At 72.9% G+C, this 19685-nt stretch carries 15 protein-coding genes; 7 read left to right on the top strand and 8 right to left on the bottom strand.

Going from position 1 to position 19685, the window contains the following annotated elements; translation table 11 throughout:
* Positions 1-38: 38 nt before the first annotated feature.
* Entirely contained in the window at positions 39-1034 is a 996-nt protein-coding gene (locus J3P30_RS06060; protein ID WP_210480045.1) for an acryloyl-CoA reductase, read from the bottom strand.
* A 73-nt stretch (positions 1035-1107) separates the two neighbouring features.
* Between J3P30_RS06060 and J3P30_RS06065 the strand changes: the two genes are divergently transcribed.
* The gene (locus J3P30_RS06065; protein ID WP_307807417.1) at positions 1108-2082 is read left to right on the top strand and encodes a DNA-3-methyladenine glycosylase 2 family protein; all 975 of its coding nucleotides are present in this window, start codon (positions 1108-1110) and stop codon (positions 2080-2082) included.
* Positions 2083-2084: 2 nt separating this feature from the next.
* Here the strand turns inward: J3P30_RS06065 and J3P30_RS06070 are convergent, their stop codons facing one another.
* Positions 2085-3455: an FAD-binding oxidoreductase gene (locus J3P30_RS06070; RefSeq protein ID WP_210480047.1), complete on the bottom strand. Its 1371-nt coding sequence runs from the start codon at positions 3453-3455 to the stop codon at positions 2085-2087.
* 109 nt (positions 3456-3564) lie between these two features.
* Here J3P30_RS06070 and J3P30_RS06075 point away from each other — a divergent pair, with 109 nt between their 5' ends.
* Positions 3565-7017 (top strand): proline dehydrogenase family protein, encoded by a 3453-nt coding sequence (locus J3P30_RS06075; protein ID WP_210480048.1) that lies wholly within the window; start codon positions 3565-3567, stop codon positions 7015-7017.
* 27 nt (positions 7018-7044) lie between these two features.
* On the opposite strand, the gene J3P30_RS06080 is transcribed toward J3P30_RS06075, so the two are convergent.
* From J3P30_RS06080 to J3P30_RS06090, 3 genes are read right to left on the bottom strand one after another with little or no spacing between them, the layout of a single operon-like run.
* Positions 7045-7695 carry a TMEM175 family protein gene (locus tag J3P30_RS06080; RefSeq protein ID WP_210480049.1) on the bottom strand — a complete coding sequence of 217 codons (651 nt, stop codon included), beginning with the start codon at positions 7693-7695 and terminating at the stop codon, positions 7045-7047.
* Positions 7696-7713: 18 nt separating this feature from the next.
* Positions 7714-8094, bottom strand: a complete 381-nt coding sequence (locus tag J3P30_RS06085) for a GntR family transcriptional regulator (RefSeq protein ID WP_210480050.1) — start codon at positions 8092-8094, stop codon at positions 7714-7716.
* Position 8095: 1 nt separating this feature from the next.
* The gene (locus J3P30_RS06090) at positions 8096-8533 is read right to left on the bottom strand and encodes an Lrp/AsnC family transcriptional regulator (RefSeq protein ID WP_210480051.1); all 438 of its coding nucleotides are present in this window, start codon (positions 8531-8533) and stop codon (positions 8096-8098) included.
* Between the two features lie 174 nt (positions 8534-8707).
* Here J3P30_RS06090 and ddaH point away from each other — a divergent pair, with 174 nt between their 5' ends.
* On the top strand, positions 8708-9565 hold the full coding sequence (gene ddaH / locus J3P30_RS06095) for a dimethylargininase (protein WP_210480052.1): 858 nt from the start codon (positions 8708-8710) through the stop codon (positions 9563-9565).
* Positions 9538-10728 carry an ornithine--oxo-acid transaminase gene (gene rocD / locus J3P30_RS06100; RefSeq protein WP_210480053.1) on the top strand — a complete coding sequence of 397 codons (1191 nt, stop codon included), beginning with the start codon at positions 9538-9540 and terminating at the stop codon, positions 10726-10728. Before ddaH ends, rocD begins: the two co-directional genes overlap by 28 nt.
* 226 nt (positions 10729-10954) lie before the next feature.
* Here rocD and J3P30_RS06105 read toward each other — a convergent pair whose 3' ends face one another.
* Both J3P30_RS06105 and J3P30_RS06110 read right to left on the bottom strand, forming a co-directional pair.
* Positions 10955-12058, bottom strand: coding sequence for a Gfo/Idh/MocA family protein (locus J3P30_RS06105; protein ID WP_246853070.1), 1104 nt, complete (start codon positions 12056-12058; stop codon positions 10955-10957).
* A 171-nt stretch (positions 12059-12229) separates the two neighbouring features.
* Complete coding sequence (locus tag J3P30_RS06110) at positions 12230-13486, bottom strand: hypothetical protein (RefSeq protein WP_210480055.1); 1257 nt, start codon at positions 13484-13486, stop codon at positions 12230-12232.
* A 360-nt stretch (positions 13487-13846) separates the two neighbouring features.
* Between J3P30_RS06110 and J3P30_RS06115 the strand changes: the two genes are divergently transcribed.
* A complete protein-coding gene (locus tag J3P30_RS06115; RefSeq protein ID WP_210480056.1) occupies positions 13847-15208 on the top strand; it encodes an 8-oxoguanine deaminase in 1362 nt (453 codons plus the stop codon).
* Between the two features lie 150 nt (positions 15209-15358).
* Here the strand turns inward: J3P30_RS06115 and J3P30_RS06120 are convergent, their stop codons facing one another.
* Positions 15359-16609, bottom strand: coding sequence for an alpha-hydroxy acid oxidase (locus tag J3P30_RS06120; protein ID WP_210480057.1), 1251 nt, complete (start codon positions 16607-16609; stop codon positions 15359-15361).
* A gap of 63 nt (positions 16610-16672) precedes the next feature.
* Between J3P30_RS06120 and J3P30_RS06125 the strand changes: the two genes are divergently transcribed.
* Together J3P30_RS06125 and treS are read left to right on the top strand one after the other, a co-directional pair.
* Positions 16673-17356, top strand: coding sequence for a FadR/GntR family transcriptional regulator (locus J3P30_RS06125; RefSeq protein WP_210480058.1), 684 nt, complete (start codon positions 16673-16675; stop codon positions 17354-17356).
* 52 nt (positions 17357-17408) lie between these two features.
* The gene (gene treS / locus J3P30_RS06130) at positions 17409-19679 is read left to right on the top strand and encodes a maltose alpha-D-glucosyltransferase (protein WP_210480059.1); all 2271 of its coding nucleotides are present in this window, start codon (positions 17409-17411) and stop codon (positions 19677-19679) included.
* The last annotated feature ends 6 nt before the right edge of the window (positions 19680-19685 follow it).

Raw genomic sequence — 19685 nt, forward strand, 5'->3', positions numbered from 1 at the left:
GCAGCGGGTGGAGCAACAGGGCAGCGTCGCCGCCGGCGTCACTCCCGGACGTCGACCACCACGCGTCCGGGGATCCGCCCGTCGAGCACCTCGCGGGCGACGGCGATGGCCTCCCGCAGACCGACGGTCCGGGACGCGATCGCCGAGATCGTTCCCGAGCGCAGGTGCTCCACGATGAGCTCCCAGGCCGCCGTCCGGGACGCCCGGGCGGCGTCCACCGAGTTGATGCCGACCAGAGTGACCGCGCGCAGGATGAACGGCAGCACCGTCGCGGGGAGGGCCGAGCTGCCGGCGAGCCCGCAGGCCGCGACGATGCCGCCGTACCGCGTCTGCGCCAGGGCGTTCGCCAGCGGGACCCCGCCGACCGAGTCCACGACCGCGGACCAGCGGGCCGACTGGAGCGGCTTGCCGCCCGGGTGGCCGAGCTCCGCGCGGTCCATGACCTCGGCGGCTCCCAGCGCCTCGAGCTCCGGCCCCCGCTCGGGCACCCGCCCGGTGGAGGCCACGACCGAGTGACCGAGCGCGGCGAGGAGCGCGACCGCGTACGAGCCGACTCCGCCGCCCGCGCCGGTGACGAGCACCTCCCCAGCGCCGGGCTCCAGGCCGTGCCGCTGCAGGGCGAGCACGGCCAGAGCCGCCGTGAAGCCGGCGGTCCCGACGGCCGCCGCGTCCCACGCGGAGAAGCTCTCCGGGATCGGGAGCACGGTGTCCGCGGTCGCCAGCACGCGCTCAGCGAGGCCGCCGTCGGTGCGCTCGCCGAGCCCGGCGCCGTTCACGAGCACCGGGGTCCCGGCCGTGAGCGCCTGCGTGTCGGCGGCGAGCACGCCGGCGGCGTCGATCCCTGGCACCATGGGAAGGTGGCGGAGGACGCCCTTGCCGCCCGTGAGCGCCAGCGCATCCTTGTAGTTGACCGAGGAGTGACTGACGTGGATCTCGACCGGATCCGCCGGCGCCGGTGTGCAGGGGCCGTCGATGGTGCGGAGGCGGGGCTCCACGGGGACGCCCTCCTGGACGACGATCGCTCGGTAGGACATGGCGCTCCCCCTCCCCGGCGGCCGTCGCCGTGCCCTCACGCTAGTGGCGGAGCCCCTCACGTACCATGACCGGGTGGGGGCAGCGGGAACGGCGACGGCGGTCTCGCTTCCCGCGGCCGTCGCCTCCACGGTGTGGTCGCCCGCGGATCCCGTCGACCTCCGGCTCGTCCTCTCGCAGCTCGGACGAGGACCGGGAGACCCCACGCTCGTGTGGGATCTCGCCGGGCGGCACGGCGTCCCCGGAGTCTGGCGCACGCTCCGCACGCCGGAGGGTCCCGCCACCCTGCACCTGGCGCAGACCGCCTCCGGTGACGTCCACGCCCGCGCCTGGGGCCCCGGCGCCGAGTGGGCGATCGACGGCGTCCCGGAGCTCCTCGGCGCCGGAGACGACCCCTCGGGCCTCGACCTCTCGGGCGCTCCCGCGCTCGCCGAGGCCGCGCGGCGACTCCCGGGGCTCCGCCTCGCGAGGGTCGGCCTCGTCGTCGAGATGCTGGTGGCGGCCATCCTCGAGCAGAAGGTCACGGTCAAGGAGGCCCACGCCTCCTGGCGCCGCCTCGTCCGGCGGTACGGCGAGCCGGCGCCGGGACCCGCTCCCGAGGGGATGCGCGTCTTCCCGGACCCGCACACGTGGCGGCGTATTCCGTCCTGGGAATGGCATCGGGCGGGGGTCGACCCCCGGCGCTCGCGCACGTGCGTGGAGGCCGCCCGCGTCGCCTCGTCGCTCGAGCGGACGCTCGACCTCGGGCGCGGAGGGCCCGAGGTGCACGCCCGGCTGCGCACCGTGGTCGGCGTCGGCATCTGGACCGCGGCCGAGACCAGCCAGCGCGCCCACGGGGACCCCGACGAGGTCAGCGTCGGCGACTACCACCTGCACGACATCGTGGGGTGGGCGCTCACCGGCGGCCCGGTCGACGACGACGGGATGCTCGAGCTCTTGGAGCCGTGGCGCGGCCACCGCCAGCGGGTCGTCCGCATCATCCTCGCGAGCGGCTTCCGCAAGCCGCGGTTCGGTCCCAAGATGACCATCCAGGACCACCGCGGCCACTGACGTCAGGGGCCGTAGGCGAACATCCGGCCGGGATCCCAGGTGCTCCGGGTTTCCGCCAGGCGGTCGTAAGCGTGACTCGGCCAGGCGCTCGCGAACTGCTGCGTCGATGCGATGTGGCCGAGGAAGTTGATGTTCGTCTCGCTCGCGATCCACGGGAGGATCCCGGCGACGATGTAGTCCGACTTCTGCGGCATCGCCACCGCGAAGAGCTCGGGCACCGGCACCCCGATCATGACGAGGGTGAACGGCGCCGAGCGGCCGCCGACGGCCGTCCCGCCGTGCTGCTCCTGGCCGGCGGCACCGCCGATGTGCCGGATCTCGATGGCGATGAACGGCACGTCGGACCGCGGACCCGCGCGGGCGAGGAACTCCGTGACGAAGTCCTGGTCGATGTCCTTCAGCTGCATCCCGCGGTCCCAGGCGGGCCCGGGGGAGTCGTCGTCGTTGTGGATGGAGCCGATCGCCGACATGGGCATCTCGCCCACGAGGTCCAGGAACGCGGGTGCGGCGCCGCGGATCGGGGCGAGCAGCCGCTCGCCCTCCGTCTCGTCGCCGACGAACGCGTAGCGCAGGTGCAGCACGAACTTGCCCCGCAGCGCCTCGGGCACCTCGTCGATCGGCGGGAAGCGCACGAGCGCCACCGAGGACGTGACGGTGTCGGGGACCGTGTGCACCCAGTCCACCCACGCCCGCATCGCGTCCTCGACGTGCGCCGTGTCGAAGAAGAGGCCGCCGCCGTAGAACGTCCGCAGCGGAACGAGCTCGAGGTCCATCTCGACCACGACGCCGAGACCGCCCTTGCCTCCGCGCAGCGCCCAGAACAGATCCTCGTGCTCCGAGGCGGTCGCACGGACGATCCGGGCGTCGGCGGTGACGACGGTGAAGGCGCGCACCCAGTCCGCTGTGAAGCCGTAGGTGCGCGACAGCGGCCCGAGCCCGCCGCCGAGCGTGTAGCCGACGGCCCCCACGGTGTCGGAGGAGCCCGTGATGGGCGCGAGCCCGTAGCGGGCGGCCGCCTCGACGACGGCCCCCCAGCGCGTGCCCGCGCTGATCGACGCGATCCTCCGCGCCGGGTCGACCGCGACCGAGTCCATCCGGGAGGTCGTGATGAGGAGGCCGTCCGTGATCGGGGCGAACGCGCCGTGACCCGTGGCCTGGACGAAGACGGGGATCGCGTGCGCGCCCGCGAACTGCACGGCGGTGACGACGTCGCCGACGGTCCGTGCCCCGACGACGACGTCCGGGTCGTGCACGATCGCGGTGTTGTAGCAGGCGACCTCGGCGGCCAGGCCCTCATCCCCGCGCGCGTACACGACCCCGGTGACGGCCTCGCGCAGGGCGGCGACCTCGTCCAGGGTGATGGGCGTCGCCATATCGGGAGACTAGCGGCTCCGCAAGGGGCGCTCCTCCGTTCCGTCTGCGTTTCCGTGCGGCTTCCGAGCGCTTCCCACCGCCGCGTCGGCGTGTGCCTATCCTTCGAGCATGACGCAGGTGTCTTCGCGGATGACGCACGTGTCGGCGCTCGAGGAGGAGGCCGTCGCGCTGGTCCGCGCCTGGCTGGAGCGCAGCGCCGGCATCCCCGTCGATCCGTCGGCCGCCCGGCTCGCGGGCGTCCTGCACGACCCCGACGGGCTCCCCTTCACCGTCGGGTTCATCGACGGCGTCGTGCGGCCCGAGGACCTCCGGGTCGCGGCCCGGAACCTTCGCAGGCTCCTGCCCCGCGTGCCCCGCTTCCTGCCTCTGCCGCAGCGGGCGGCCCTCGCCGCGGGGGCCCTCCTCGGGCCGCTGTTCCCCTGGCCCGTCGTACCCGTCGCCCGGTACGTGCTGCGCCGGATGGTCGGGCATCTCGTGCTCGACGCCCGGCCCGCGCGCCTCGGCACGGAGATCGCCCGCCTGAAGGCGACGGGCGCTCGCCTCAACATCAACCTGCTCGGCGAGGCGGTGCTGGGCGAGGACGAGGCCCGCCGGCGCTTGGCGGGCACCCGCGCGCTGCTCGAGCGCGCCGACGTCGACTACGTCTCGGTCAAGGTGTCCGCGGTCGCCGGACAGCTCACGATGTGGGGCTTCGACGAGACGGTGGAGCGCGTCGTGGAGCGTCTCCTGCCCCTCTACCGGTTCGCGGCGACCGCACCCACGCGCAAGTTCATCAACCTCGACATGGAGGAGTACCGCGACCTCGACCTGACCCTCGCGGTGTTCCGCCGGCTGCTCGACCGGCCGGAGCTCCTCCGGCTCGAGGCGGGCATCGTGCTCCAGGCCTACCTTCCCGATGCCCTGCCCGCGCTGCAGGAGCTGACGGGATGGGCGACCGAGCGGCGGGAGCGGGGCGGCGCGCCCGTCAAGGTGAGGGTGGTGAAGGGCGCGAACCTCGCGATGGAGCGGGTCGACGCGCAGATGCACGACTGGCCGCTCGCGACGCTCGGGTCCAAGCAGGCCACCGACACGAACTACAAGAGGGTCCTCGACTGGGCGATGACTCCCGCCCGGACGGACGCCGTGCGCCTCGGGATCGCGGGGCACAACCTCTTCGACATCGCGCACGCCTGGCTGCTCGCGAAGGAGCGGGGCGTCGCCGACCGCGTGGAGGTCGAGATGCTGCTCGGCATGGCCACGGCGCAGGCGGCCGTGGTGGGCGAGGACGTCGGCGGCCTGCTCCTCTACACGCCGGTCGTCCAGCCGCGCGAGTTCGACGTGGCGATCTCCTACCTCGTGCGCCGGCTCGAGGAGAACGCGAGCGAGGAGAACTTCCTCTCGGCCGCGTTCGACCTCGCCTCCGATCCCGCCGCGTTCGAGCGGGAGCGGGCCAGGTTCTCCCGGTCCCTCGCAGCGCTCGCCGACCGGGCGCCGCTCCGCCCGAACCGGACGCAGGATCGCCGGACGGAGCATCCGGTCCCCCGGGAGGGCGCCCCCTTCCGCAACGAGCCCGACACCGATCCGTCCCTGCCCGGCAACCGCGAGTGGGCGCGTGGGGTGCTGGAGCGGGCACGGCACACCTCCCTCGGGTCGGCCGCCCTGCAGGCCGCCCGGGTCGAGGAGGCCGCCGTGCTCGACGCCATCCTGGAGCGCACCGCGCGGGCCGGGGAGGCGTGGGGACGCCGGAGCGGCGCCGAGCGCGCGGTCGTCCTCGATCGGGCCGCGGCGGCGCTGGCGGCCGCGCGCGGAGAGCTGCTCGAGTTCGCGGCGGCGGAGACGGGGAAGACGCTCGGCGAGGGCGACCCCGAGGTGAGCGAAGCGGTCGACTTCGCCGCGTACTACGCGGACCGGGCCCGCGAGCTCGACGACCTGCACGGGGCCGTGTTCGTCCCCTCCCGGCTCACGGTCGTCACGCCGCCGTGGAACTTCCCCCTCTCGATCCCGGCGGGCTCGGTGCTCGCGGCACTCGCCGCCGGAAGCGGCGTCGTCCTCAAGCCGGCGCCGCAGGCACGCCGTGTGGGCGCCGTGCTCGCCGAGATCCTGTGGTCGGCCGGAGTGCCGCGCGATCTCCTCGCACTCGTCGACCTGGAGGAGGGCGCGCTCGGCCGCCGCCTCCTCGAGAACCCGCTCGTCGAGCGCGTGGTGCTCACCGGGTCCTGGGAGACCGCCGCCCTGTTCCGGTCGTGGCGGCCTGACCTGCCGCTGCTCGCGGAGACGAGCGGCAAGAACTCGATCATCGTCACCCCCAGCGCGGACCTCGACCTGGCGGCGGGGGACGTCGTCCGCTCGGCCTTCGGGCACGCGGGCCAGAAGTGCTCCGCCGCGAGCCTCGCCATCCTCGTCGGCTCCGTCGCGCGCTCGCGGCGGTTCCGGACCCAGCTCGCCGATGCCGCGCGGTCCCTCGCCGTAGGCCCGGCCGAGGACCCCGCCACTCAGATGGGGCCCGTGATCGAGCCGCCCACCGGGAAGCTGCTGGAGGCGCTCACCACGCTCGGCGACGGCGAGGAGTGGCTCGTCTCGCCGCAGCGGCTGGGCGACCGGCTCTGGACGCCGGGCATCCGCACGGGGGTCGAGCCCGGATCGCCGTTCCATCTCACCGAGTACTTCGGGCCGGTGCTGGGGCTGATGCGCGCCCGCACGCTCGAGGAGGCGATCGAGCTGCAGAACGCCGTCCCGTTCGGCCTCACGGCGGGCCTGCACTCGCTCGACCCCGCCGAGGCGGACCTGTGGCTCGAGCGTGTCGACGCGGGGAACCTGTATGTGAACCGCGGCATCACGGGCGCCATCGTGCGCCGGCAGCCGTTCGGCGGCTGGAAGCGCTCGTCGGTCGGCCCCGGGGCGAAGGCGGGCGGACCCAACTACCTGTTCGCACTCGGCTCGCTCCGGCCCGAGCCGGTGCAGCCGGGGCGGAGCCTCGGCCTCGAGGGACTCAACCGCCGCGTCGCCCTCCTGCTCGACGCGGCCACCGCCGACCTGTCGTACGAGGGGTTCGAGTTCGCCCGGCACGCCGCGTTCCTCGACCAGGCCGCGTGGGATGCCGAGTTCGGCCTGGTGCGGGACGTGACGGGCATCGCGGTGGAGCGGAACCTGTTCCGCTACCGCCCGGCGGCCGTCACGATCCGGCTTCCCGAGGAGGGCCCCGTGGCGCATCTGGTGCGGCTCCTCGCTGCCGCGCTCCGCGCGAGGTCCGCCGTCGAGGTGAGCACCGGAGTGCCCGTGTCCAAGGCCCTCCGCGACCTGCTCGAGAGCGCGAGCATCCCCCTCCTGGAGGAGAGCGACGCGGCCTTCGCCGAGCGCGTCGTCGACGGCCTCGGCACTTCGCGGCTGCGCATGGCGGCCGGGACCCCGGGGACGATCGGGCGCCTGGTCGGCGGGAACCCCGACCTGACGATCTACGACGGTCCGGTCACCGCCGCGGGCCGCGTCGAGCTGCTCGCCTTCCTGCGCGAGCAGGCCGTCTCGATCACCACCCACCGCTTCGGCGCCCCAGGGCCGCTCAGCGACCTCGTCCCGGAGCACTGAGCACCGGCCGGACGGCGCGGCTCGCGATCACCCGGAGCTCGGCGCTCGCCGCCGTCCCTGACCCGACCGGACCGCCCTCAGCACCAGCAGGCGGTCGAGCGGCAGCAGCGCGAACCAGACGATGGGCGTCCACGGTCCGAGCACGAAGGCCAGCGGGATGCTGAGCACGAAGCCCGCGGCGATGAGCAGCCCGCGCGTCACCTCGAGCCGGAGCGTGGGCTCCGCGTCCGGGGCGCGGAGCAGGCCGCGGCGGCGGACGTGCAGCTGCATCGCCGCCGTCAGCCCGCTCACCGAGCCGAGCACCAGCGCGTACAGCACGTAGGCCAGCGGCTCGTGCGGGTAGTCGCCGAGGACCTGATGCGGCAGCGGGATGAGCGCGACCAGGCCGAGGAGCACGAAGTTGCGGACGAGGAGCCCGGTGTCGATCCGCTGCACCAGGCCGAACAGGCGGCGATGGTCCACCCACGCGCTCGCGGCGATCGCGATGCTCAGGGCGAAGATGGCGATCCGCGGGACGAGGTCCCCGAGGGCGGCGGGGAACTCCCGCGAGGACAGCCCGGGCGGGACCACGATGCTGATGACCAGGAGGGTCATCGCGACGCCGAAGATGGCGTCGCTCAGGCTGAGCACCCGTGCGAACTCCAGAGGGTCGCGATCCCGGTCGATCGACGCGCTCATGTGCCGGCGGCGACTCGCTCAGCGGGCCCTGTCCGGACCGCCCACCGCCTCGAGGGCCGTTCGCGCCAGGGCCAGCGCCTCCTCGGTGCCGAGACCGAGGGCGCGGGCTCGCTCGGCGAAAGCCGCTGCCGCGAGCTGTCCCTGGTGGGAGATGGGATCCGACGAGCCGACCACCGTCGTGCCGTTCCTCGTGTTCGTCTCCACGAGCCCGTCGTGCTCGAGGTCGCGGTAGACCTTGGCGACCGTGCCGGGGGAGATCCCGAGCTGGGCCGCCAGCCCGCGCACCGTCGGCAGCTTGGCCTGTGCGGGCAGGGCCCCCGACTTGATCCGCTGGAGCAGCTGCCGGCGCAGCTGCTCGCCCGCCGGGGTCCGGTCGGCGAGGTCGATCTTGATGTCCATGTCAGTCCGATCCGCGGGAGACGAGTCGCGAGAGCACGATCGCGCTACGAGTGTGGTCCACATTGGGGGCGACGCGCACGCGCTCGAGCGCGAGCTCCAGGCTCGGGATGTCCCGGCTGCGCATGTGCACGATCGCGTCCGCGCTGCCCGTCACCGTTCCTGCGTACACCACCTCGGGCACGGCGGACAGGATCCGGCGCAGCTCGGCGGGGGCGACGGTGCCGCGGCAGAAGAGCTCGACCCACGCCTCCGTGCTCTGGCCCTCCACCTCCGGGTCGATCTGGATGGTGAAGGAGCGGATGACGCCGTCGGCCACCAGGCGGTCCACCCGGCGCTTCACGGCGGACGCGGAGAGCCCTACGACGTTCCCGATGTCGCCGTAGCCCGACCGGGCGTTGAGGCGCAGGAGATCGAGGATCCGACGGTCGATGTTGTCCACGCGGGGAGTCTAGAGAAGGAATATTGCGTCGCCGAGGATCGATACGCCATATCCGTGCGTGAGAACTCGCGAATCGGCGCGAATCGCCCGGCACACTGGGGTCCTGGCGTCCCTTCCGGGGCCTCGGCGCCCCGAGGCCGACTTCGTCCGCCCCCTGTCCAGAGGAGGAGAACGATGACCCTGATCGCACCCGACACCCGCCCGGCGCAGCGCACGGCCGTGAGGCGGACCTACCTGATGTGCCGGCCCGACCACTTCACCGTCGAGTACCGCATCAATCCGTGGATGCATCCGGAGGCGCCCACCGACACGGCGCGCGCTCTCGCCCAGTGGCAGAGCCTGCACGACCTGTACGTGAGCCTCGGCCACACGGTGCTGCTCGTGGACCCGGTGCCGGGGCTGCCCGACATGGTGTACGCGGCCAACGGCGGGTTCACCCTCGACGGTGTCGCCTACGCGCCCCGGTTCGCCCACCCCGAGCGGGCGGGTGAGGCGCCGGCCTACGCCTCGTGGCTCGCGCGCACCGGCTTCCGAGTGGTGGAGCCGCGGGAGACGAACGAGGGGGAGGGCGACTTCCTGCTCGCCGGCGACGTCATCCTCGCCGGCACCGGCTTCCGCAGCTCGGGCCGCAGTCACGAGGAGGTCGGCGAGGTGTTCGGCCGGGAGGTCGTGAGTCTCGAGCTCGTCGACCCGCGCTTCTACCACCTCGACACCGCGCTCGCGGTCCTCGATCCGGTTCCCGGCCCGGAGGGATTGCCCGTCATCGCGTACTTCCCCGGCGCCTTCGACGAGCGGAGCCGGGCGGAGCTGGAGCGCCGGTTCCCGAACGCGATCCTCGTCGGCGAGGACGACGCGGTGTGGCTCGGCCTCAACTGCGTGAGCGACGGACGGAACGTGATCATCGCCGAGCAGGCGACCGGGTTCGAGCGGATGCTGCGCGAGCGCGGCTACACGCCGATCGGGGTGGACCTGTCCGAGCTCCTGCGCGGGGGAGGAGGAGTCAAGTGCTGCACTCTCGAACTCCGTCTCTGAGCGTCGCCCGCACCTACTCGCCCCTGCCCGTGACACTGGCGTCCGGGCAGGGCGCGTGGGTGACCGACGTCGACGGCCGCCGGTACCTCGACTTCCTCGCGGCGTACTCGGCGGTGAACTTCGGGCACTCCCACCCCCGTCTCGTGGCCGCGGCCACCGCGCAGCTGCAGCGGATCACGCTCACCAGCCGCGCCTTCGACAACGACCGGCTCGGTCCCTTCGCCGAGGCGCTCGCGTCGCTCGCCCGCAAGGATCTCGTCCTGCCCATGAACACGGGCGCGGAGGCGGTGGAGTCGGCGATCAAGGTCGCCCGGGCCTGGGGCTACCGGCGCAAGGGCGTCCCGGCCGGCACCGCGACCATCGTCGTGGCGTCCGGCAACTTCCACGGCCGGACGACGACGATCGTGAGCTTCAGCGACGACCCGGGGACGCACGACGACTTCGGTCCCTACACCCCGGGCTTCCGGATCGTGCCGTACGGCGACATCCGGGCGCTGCGGACGGCGGTGGACGACAGCACCGTGGCCGTCCTCCTCGAGCCGATTCAGGGCGAGGCGGGCGTGATCGTGCCGCCGCCGGACTACCTCCCCGCGGTGCGCGCGCTCTGCGACGAGCGGCGCGTGCTCTTCGTGGCCGACGAGGTGCAGTCCGGCCTCGGCAGGACGGGCACCACCTTCGCGTGCGACCTCGTCGGCGTCGTCCCAGACCTGTACGTGCTCGGCAAGGCGCTCGGCGGCGGCATCGTGCCCGTCTCGGCGGTCGTCGGGAACGAGGACGTGCTCGGCGTGCTGCGGCCCGGCGAGCACGGCTCGACCTTCGGGGGCAACCCGCTCGCGGCCGCGGTCGGGCTCGAGGTGGTCCGGATGCTCGCGAGCGGCGAGTTCCAGGCACGGTCGCGGGAACTCGGGGAGCACCTGCACGAGCGCCTGCGGGCGCTGGTCGGGCAGGGCCTGCTGGCGGTCCGCGGCGCCGGGCTGTGGGCGGGCGTCGACGTCGATCCGTCCGTCGGCACGGGCCGCGCGGTCTGCGAGGCCCTGCTGGCCCGCGGCGTCCTCGCGAAGGACACGCACGGCTCGACGATCCGCCTCGCCCCGCCGCTCGTCGTCGAGCGCCACGAGATCGACCGCGCGGTCGACGCCCTGGAGGACGTCCTGACCCGCTGAGGTCGCCTGCGCGGTCCGCCCCCGGTGGGGTCGTGTGCGCGGATCAGGGTCGGCGGTCGTGTGCGCGGATCAGGATCGGCGCCGCTGGGCACGGTGTGTCCTCCTGAACCCCGTGCGTAACGGCCGGAAAGTCCTGATCCGCGCAGGCGAGCCACCGGAACGTCCTGATCCGCGCAGGCGGGGCGCCGGTTGAGCCCGGCCCCCTGCGCTCTGCAGAGGGGCCGGGTCAGTCGTCGAGCGGCAGGGTACGCCCGCCCTCGGCGGCGCTCTGCTCGACCGCGCCGAGCACGCGCTGCACCGCGAGGCCGTCCGCGAACGACGGGTCCGCGGGCACTCCCTCCTCGATCGCCGTGAGGAACTCCGCGAACTGGTGCGTGAACGTGTGCTCCCAGCCGAGGATGTGCCCGGTCGGCCACCAGCTGCCGGCGTAGGGATGCGACGACTCGGTCACGAGGATGCGCCGGAAGCCGTGCAGGCCCTCGGCGTCGTCGGCGTCGTAGAACCAGAGTTCGTTGAGGTTCTCGAGGTCGAACCGCAGGGCGCCCTGCTCGCCGTAGAGCTCGAGGGACATCCCGTTCTTGCGGCCGAGCGCGACGCGGCTGACGTCGAAGCGCGCCACCCCGCCGCCGCTCAGGCCGAGCGTGGCCCACGCCGCGTCGTCGACGGTGACCTTCTCCCGGCCGCTGCCCGAGGGACGCTCCGGCACGAAGGTCTGCAGCCCGCCCGCGACGCTCGTGATGGTCTCGCCGGTGAGGTGCCGGATCAGGTCGGTGACGTGCGAGCCGAGATCGCCGAGGACCCCGCTGCCGGCCTCCTCCTTCCGCAGCCGCCACGTCATGGGCGCCTCCGGGTCGCTCAGCCAGTCCTGCAGGTAGGCGGCGCGGATCTGGCGGATGGGGCCGAGCCGGCCCTCCTCGACCATCGTCCTCGCCAGGGCGAGAGCGGGCACCCGGCGGTAGTTGAAGTTCACGATCGCGGCCTGCCCGGGGCGCGTGCTTGCGAGCCGAGTCAGCCGCTCCGCGTCCTCCACCGTGTTCGCGAGTGGCTTCTCGACGAGGACGTGCTTGCCGGCCTCGAGAGCGGCCGTCGCGATCTCGGCGTGCGAGGCGCCGGGGGTGCAGATGTCGACGATGTCGATGTCCTCGCGCTCGACGACGGGCCGCCAGTCGGAGGCGCTCTCCGCCCAGCCGAGCTGCTGAGCCGCCGCACCGGTGCGCGCCACGTCCCGCCCCACGAGGACGCCGAGCTCGACCGGGGGCACGTCGAAGAACGCGGACACCGAGCGCCACGCCTGCGAGTGCGCGCGCCCCATGAACGCGTGGCCGATCATCGCGATACGGAGGGGCTTCCGCCCCGCCAGGTCTCGGGCCTCCCCGGCCGCGGTCGACGTGTCCTGTCCGATCCCGAGGGCTCCACTGCTTCGTGCGCGCATGCTCCCATCTTGGAGACTCGGCGGAGCGGCCGCGACCCCGCGCGCGTCGGACGTTCTTCGCGGAACCCCTCAGACTCGCACCGCCCGACGGGGAACCGATGCGCGGGGCGTTCCGAGGCCGGCCGCGACGAGAGCGGCGCCACGGGCGGCGAGGTCGCGGTCGGCGAGCGTCACCACCGGATGCGGCACGAGGTCCGCGATCCTGGCGGCGACCCCGGGCGCCGCGGCGCCCCTGCCCGTCAGCACCACCACGTCGGGAGGGGAGATCGCTGCCGCGCGCCGGATGGCGGTGGCGGCGCGCTCGGCGAGAGCCGGGAGTGCATCCCCAAGAAGCGGCTCGGGCGCTCGCCGAGCAGCCAGGGGCGACGGGGTCGAGACCTCGATGGCGCGGGCAGGGCCGTCCGGGAGATCGGCGCCGAGGATCTCGTAGGTGACGTCGGTGGGAAGGACGGCGGCGAGGCCGGACGCGGCGGGAGTGATCGCGACCGTGGTCGTGCCGAGGCAGGCGAGCAGGAGGTGACCGGAGGAGCCGAGCTCGCGACCAGCCGCGAGGAGCGCGCAGGGGAGGTCGCCGGGAGCGGCCACCACCTGCACGCCGGGCGGCAGGCCGAGCTGAGCCGCTGCCGCGGGCGCCAGGGCACCGAGCGGGGCACCGGACGGAGCGAGCGGGGCGAGCTTGCCGGGGTCGAAGCCGAGCCGCCGCAGCAGCCCGGACGAGACGTCACGACCGTCGGCGGTGAGCACGCCGAGGCGCAGGGCCATCGGGGTGCTGAGCCACAGCTCGCCGGTCGCCCTCCAGGCGAGTGCGTCCGGGAGGCTCGTCCACAGCGGCGCCTGATCGCCGTGCAGGAGAAGCTTCGGAAGGCCGGACAGCGGAGAGGCCGGGCATCCCGTCAGCGCTACGGCGGACGCGCCCAGCCTCTCGGCGACAGCCTCGGCGGCCGGGAGGCTCGCCTCCTCGACGTCGGGGTAGACCGCGGTGGTGCGACCGGACAGGGGGTCGACGCCGACCACGGCGCCCCGCAGCCCGGTGAATGCGAGCCTGTCCACCCGAGCGAGGAGATCCGGAGCCACGCGCTGGAACGCGAGGGCGGCGGTCGCCCAGACCTCGGCGAGGCTGCGTCTCGCGGGCGGTGGAGGAGGCGCGTACGGGCGCTCGGCGTTCGCCACGATCCTGCCCGCTTCCAGGAGGACCACGCGCACTCGGGAGGCACCGAGGTCCGCGCCGGCGGCGAGCGCGGGTCTCAGCAGCTCACGGGACACGTGCTCTCCAGGATCGGCGCCGCGTGCAGCGAGGGCGGCGGGTGCGGCGGTGCGCTCGGACATGGTGCCGGCCGGACCCCTGATGGGGCCGGACGTGGGGGCGACTCTATCCGCCGGGCAGTGCCGCTCCGGCGGCCTCGAACTCGTCAGCTGAGGATCGAAAGCCCTGGTCGCCGTACCCTTAGCGACACATGCCGGGAGCGGCACGGGTCGTGTGAAGCTCGTGTTAAATCCTGGTGACCGCCGTGTTGCATCCGCTGCCGAGCGCCCTCCCGGAGGTCTCGGCCGCGTCCGGCACACGTACCATGGCACCGCCTACTGGCATTCCCGTTTGCACCGCGCAATGACGATCCGGGCCGCCTCGCCCCGGGACAGGGAGACGGCTCGACGCCGCCTCGAAGCGGCACGGGAACGGAGCAGAGCATGCAGCAGCGGATGGACGCCGTCGTCGCGAACGCGTCGCACATCTATCTCGACCGGGGGGTCGAGCTGGCCGGCGGCTGGATCGCGGTGAGACACGGCAGGGTCGCGGCCTATGGCGACTCCGGCACCCCCGCCCCACCGGCGGATCGTGTGATCGATGCGGGCGGCAGGGTCGTCACGCCGGGTCTCATCAACACGCATCACCACATCTATCAGAACCTCACCCGCAGCTTCGGGCCCGCGGTCAACGGGACGCTGTTCGGGTGGCTCACCACGCTCTACCCGATGTGGGCGCGGCTCGACCAGGATGGCGCCTACTACTCGGCGTACGTCGGCATCGCGGAGCTCCTGCTCGGCGGCTGCACGACCTCCACCGACCACCTCTACGTGCACCCCCGCCCGGGGCTCATCGACGCCGAGATCCGGGCGGCCCAGGACATCGGCTTCCGCTTCTACCCGACCCGCGGGTCCATGAGCCGATCCGAGGAGGACGGCTACCTGCCGCCCCGCTCCGTCGTGCAGAAGAACGACGTGATCCTCGAGGACTCCGAGCGCCTCATCCGCGCCTACCACGACCCTTCCCCGGGAGCGCTGATCCGCGTCGCCCTCGCACCCTGCTCGCCGTTCAGTGTGGACGACGACCTCATGCGGGCGACGGCCGAGCTGTCCGAGAGGCACGGGGTCCGGATGCACACCCACCTCGCCGAGGACCCGGACGAGGACTCCTTCTGCCTCGGGCACTACGGTCGGACGCCGGTCGAGCACTTCGAGGACGTCGGCTGGGCGAACGACCGCTCCTGGGTGGCGCACTTCGCGTACCCGTCCGACGCGGAGTCGAAGCGGCTCGCGAAGGCGGGGGTCGGCGTCGCGCACTGCCCGAGCTCCAACATGGTGCTCTGCGGCGCGACCGCGAACGTGCCGCGGCTGCGCTCCTACGGCATGCCGGTCGGGCTCGGGTGCGACGGCTCCGCCAGCGCGGACGCCGCCTCGCTGTGGATGGAGGCGCGCGGCGCCCTGATGCTCGCACGGTTCGTGAACGGGGCGGGCGCGTTCACCGCTCGGGACGCGCTCGACGTCGGCACGCGCGGATCCGCCGCCTGCCTGGGGTGGGAGGACGAGATCGGGCACCTCACGGTGGGGGCGCTCGCCGACCTCGTCGTGTGGGACATGGCGTCGGTGTCCCTCGCGGGAGCGCTCGACGACCCGATCGAGGCCCTGCTGCGCTGCGGCCCGGCGACGGCCTGGACGACGATGGTCGGCGGTCGCGTCCTCGTCGACGGCGGGGAGCTCCAGCTCCCCGGACTGCCGGACGCCCTCCGCGAGCACCGGCGGATCGCCGCCGACCTCCAGCGCGCCCTGTAGCGTCCGCACCCGCTCTGCACGGATCCGGAGACTCTGCACGGATCCGGAGACTCCGCACGGATCCGGAGGAAACGGCGAAACGCCGTGTCCGGAGGTGCCCGGTACGGCGTTTCCGCCATCCCTCCGGATCCGTGCCGATTGCGGACGGGGCTAGGCGGTTGCGCGAGGTCGCGGGACCAGGCGCTCCAGCTGGGTCACGTGCGACGGGTTGAGCTCCTCGAGGGACCGTGCGCCGAGCAGCTTCATCGTGCGCACGATCTGGCCGCGCAGGATCTCGATGGCGCGCTCCACGCCCTCCTGCCCGCCCGCCATGAGCCCGTACAGGTAGGCGCGGCCGATGAGGGTGAAGCGGGCGCCGAGGGCGATCGAGGCGACGATGTCCGAGCCGGACATGATGCCGGTGTCCACGTGCACCTCGGTGTCCTTGCCGACCTCGCGGACGACGTCGGGCAGGAGGTGGAACGGGATCGGGGCGCGGTCGAGCTGGCGGCCGCCGTGGTTCGACAGCAGGATCGCGTCAACGCCGAGGTTCGTCAGGCGCTTCGCGTCGTCGACGCTCTGGACGCCCTTGACGACGAGCTTGCCCGGCCACTGCTCCTTGATCCAGGCGAGGTCCTCGAAGGTGACCGTGGGGTCGAACATCGTGTCGAGGAGCTCGCCCACGGTTCCGGACCAGCGGTCGAGCGAGGCGAAGGCGAGGGGCTCGGTCGTGAGGAAGTTGATCCACCACTCGGGACGCGGCAGGGCGTTGATCACGGTCTTCGGCGTGAGGGTCGGCGGGATCGTCATGCCGTTGCGGGAGTCGCGGAGCCGCGCGCCGGCCACCGGCACGTCGACGGTGACGAGGAGGGTGTCGAACCCGGCCTTCGCGGCACGGTCGACGAGCGCCATGGACCGGTCGCGGTCCTTCCACATGTACAGCTGGAACCAGTTGCGGCCGTTCGGTGCCGCGGCGGCCACGTCCTCGATCGAGGTCGTTCCCATGGTCGACAGCGAGAAGGGGATGCCGGCCTTCGCGGCCGCCTTCGCCCCGGCGATCTCGCCCTCGGTGTGCATCATCCGGGTGAAGCCCGTGGGAGCGATGCCGAAGGGCAGCTCCACGCGCTTGCCGAGGACGTCCCACCCGGTGTCGACGTCCGACACGTCACGGAGGATCGCCGGGTGGAACTCCACGTCCTCGAAGGCCTGCCGAGCGCGCTGGATCGAGATCTCCTGCTCCGCCGAGCCGTCCGTATAGTCGAACGGGGCCTGCGGGGTGCGCCGCTTCGCGATCTCGCGGAGGTCGTAGATCGTGTACGCCTCCTGGAGCCGCCGCTTCTTGAAGTTGAGCGTCGGCTTCTTGAACCGCATGAGCGGCGCGAGGTCGCGGACCTTGGGGATGCGGCGCTGAATGTTCGCCATCGAATCGTCCTCTCGGCGTGTGGTCTGACCACAGGATCATAGCCGACCGGTACCGTGGGCGGAATGAGGTCCCACGAGATCGTCCTCGACTGGGTGGAGCGTCAGCTGGCGGGTCGCTCCCTCGCCATCGGCGGCCGGCTCCCCGGGGAGCGTGCGCTCGCGGAGGAGCTCGGGATCTCCCGGGCCGCCGTCCGGGAGGGCCTGCGCGTCCTCGAGGTGCTCGGCGTCCTCCGCTCCGGCGTCGGATCGGGACCCGCCGCCGGCACCGTCATCGTCGCGGAGCCGGCCCTCGCGCTGAGTGCCGCACTGCGCATGCACCTCGCGAGCGAGCACCTGCGGGCCGAGGACATCGTGGAGACGCGTGTCCTCCTCGAGGGCTGGACCGCCCGCAACGCGAAGGTCGGCTCCCGGGATCTCAGCGAGGCGCGGGTGCTGCTCGCGAGCATGGAGGACGAGGACATCGAGCCGCCGGTGTTCCTCGACCGGGACGCCGCCTTCCACGTCGCGATCGCGAGCTCGACCGGCAATCCGCTCGTCGGGGCGATGATGGCGTCGCTCCGGGAGTCCATCCGCGGCTACACCCTCGCCCTCACAGAGAAGCTGCCCGACTGGGACAGGACGGCGACCCGGCTGCGGCGGGAGCACCGCGAGCTGCTGACCGCGATCGAGGAGGGCCGGCGCGACGAGGCGGCCGACCTCATGACCGCCCACATCACCCGGTATTACACCGAAGCGGCCTCCGGCTGAACCCCCCTGGCGCAGGCGGCGCTCGGGCAGGATCGCACGGTAGAACAGAGACGTGGACGAGTCCTCCGAGACCACTTCGACCGAGATCCCCGAGATCACCGAGCACACGACCGAGATCACCTACGACGAGCAGCGGTATCCCGCGCGTCCGCGCCGGCTGCGACCCCGCGATCACTTCCGGGGCGGCAGGCCGCGCCGGTTCACCACGGACCCGCGCACGGCGAACGGCACAAACCCCTCCTACGTCGAGTGGCTCGTGCGCCAGTCGATGCTGAAGGACGCCGACGTCTTGAGCCGCCAGCTCTCCGGGCAGCCGTCGATGTGGCGGAACCCCTACGCGCGCCCGGACGCCCGCCGTGCGATCGGAACCAGCGACGTGTGGTTCACGGCCTATCCCATCTCGCTCATCACGAAGCCCGGACAGTCGTTCCTGCAGGCCCTCGGCGAGAAGGAGCTCTGGGACGCCTTCCAGAGCATCGGCATCAACGGCGTCCACACCGGCCCGGTCAAGCGCGCGGGCGGCATCACGGGTTGGCAGGAGACGCCCAGCGTCGACGGTCACTTCGACAGGATCAGCACGCAGATCGACCCCGCGTTCGGCGACGAGGAGTCATTCCGCCGCATGTGCGACGTCGCGGATTCGCATGGCGGCAGCATCATCGACGACATCGTGCCCGGGCACACCGGCAAGGGCGCCGACTTCCGCCTCGCGGAGATGGCGTACAAGGACTACCCGGGGATCTACCACATGGTCGAGATCCCGCCGGAGGACTGGCACCTGCTCCCGGAGGTCCCGGAGGGGCGGGACGCGGTCAACCTCGACCCCGCGACGGAGCGCCGCCTGAGCGAGCACGGCTACATCATCGGCGAGCTGCAGCGCGTCATCTTCTACACGCCGGGGGTGAAGGAGACGAACTGGAGCGCGACCGCACCGGTCATCGGCCCCGACGGCATCCAGCGCCGCTGGGTCTACCTGCACTACTTCAAGCAGGGCCAGCCGTCGATCAACTGGCTGGACCCGACGTTCGCCGGCATGCGCCTCGTGATCGGCGACGCCCTGCACTCGCTGGGTGACCTGGGCACGAGCGCCCTGCGCCTCGACGCCAACGGCTTCCTCGGGGTCGAGAAGAGCGCCGAGGGGCTGCCGGCCTGGTCCGAGGGCCACCCGCTGTCGCACGCGGCGAACCACATCATCGCGGGCATGGTCCGCAAGGTCGGCGGCTTCACGTTCCAGGAGCTGAACCTGACGATGGAGGACATCCGCGACACCGGCGCCGTCGGCGCCGACCTGTCGTACGACTTCGTGAGCCGCCCGGCCTACCACCACGCGCTCGCCACCGGCCAGACCGAGTTCCTGCGCCTCACCCTCACGACGGCGCTCGAGCTCGGGGTGGAGCCGGTCGGCCTGGTGCACGGGCTGCAGAACCACGACGAGCTCACCTACGAGCTCGTGCACTGGGCGACCACGCACCGCGACGACACCTACTTCTTCCGTCACCGCGAGGTGACGGGCGGCCAGCTCGCGGAGGAGATCCGTGCCGATCTGACCGAGAAGCTGACCGGCTCCGCGGACTACAACATGGTGTTCACGCAGAACGGCATCGCCTGCACGACGGCGTCCACCATCGCCGCCAGCCAGGGCTTCCAGCACCTCGAGGACATCACCGAGGCCGACATCCCGCGCATCCGCGACGCGCACCTGCTGCTCGCGAAGTACAACGCGTGGCAGCCGGGCGTGTTCGCGCTCTCCGGCTGGGACCTCCTCGGGATGCTGACCGTGCCCGCGAAGGAGGTGCGCGAGCTCATCGAGACCGGCGACACCCGGTGGATCTCCCGCGGCGCCCACGACCTGCTCGACTCGTCGCCGGAGGCGACGCGCTCGCCCGCCGGGATGCCGCGCGGCCGGTCGCTGTACGGCTCGCTGCCCGCCCAGCTCGAGCAGCCCGACTCCTTCATCTCCGGGCTCACCGACGTGATCGACATCCGCCGCACCCACTCGATCGCGACGGCGACGCAGCTCGACATCCCGCTCGTCGCGCACCACAGCATGCTCGTCCTGGTCCACCGTCTCGACGACGGCGACCGGACCCGCGAGGACGCGCCGATCCAGGTGACGGTGCTCAACTTCTCCGGCGAATCGGTCGACGGCACCGTGCATTCGGAGGCGCTCGTCCCGCAGTGCGACGTCATCGATGCCTCGACGGGCGAGACCATCGCGCACGTCGACGACCTGCAGAGCTTCTCGGTCCACCTGCCGCCGTACGAGGGCCTCTTCCTCCTGCTCCGGCCGGCGGAGGAGGCATCGGCCGAGCCGGCCGGATGACGCGGC

The sequence above is a fragment of the Naasia sp. SYSU D00948 genome (genome assembly GCF_017916515.1).
GTDB lineage: Bacteria > Actinomycetota > Actinomycetes > Actinomycetales > Microbacteriaceae > Naasia.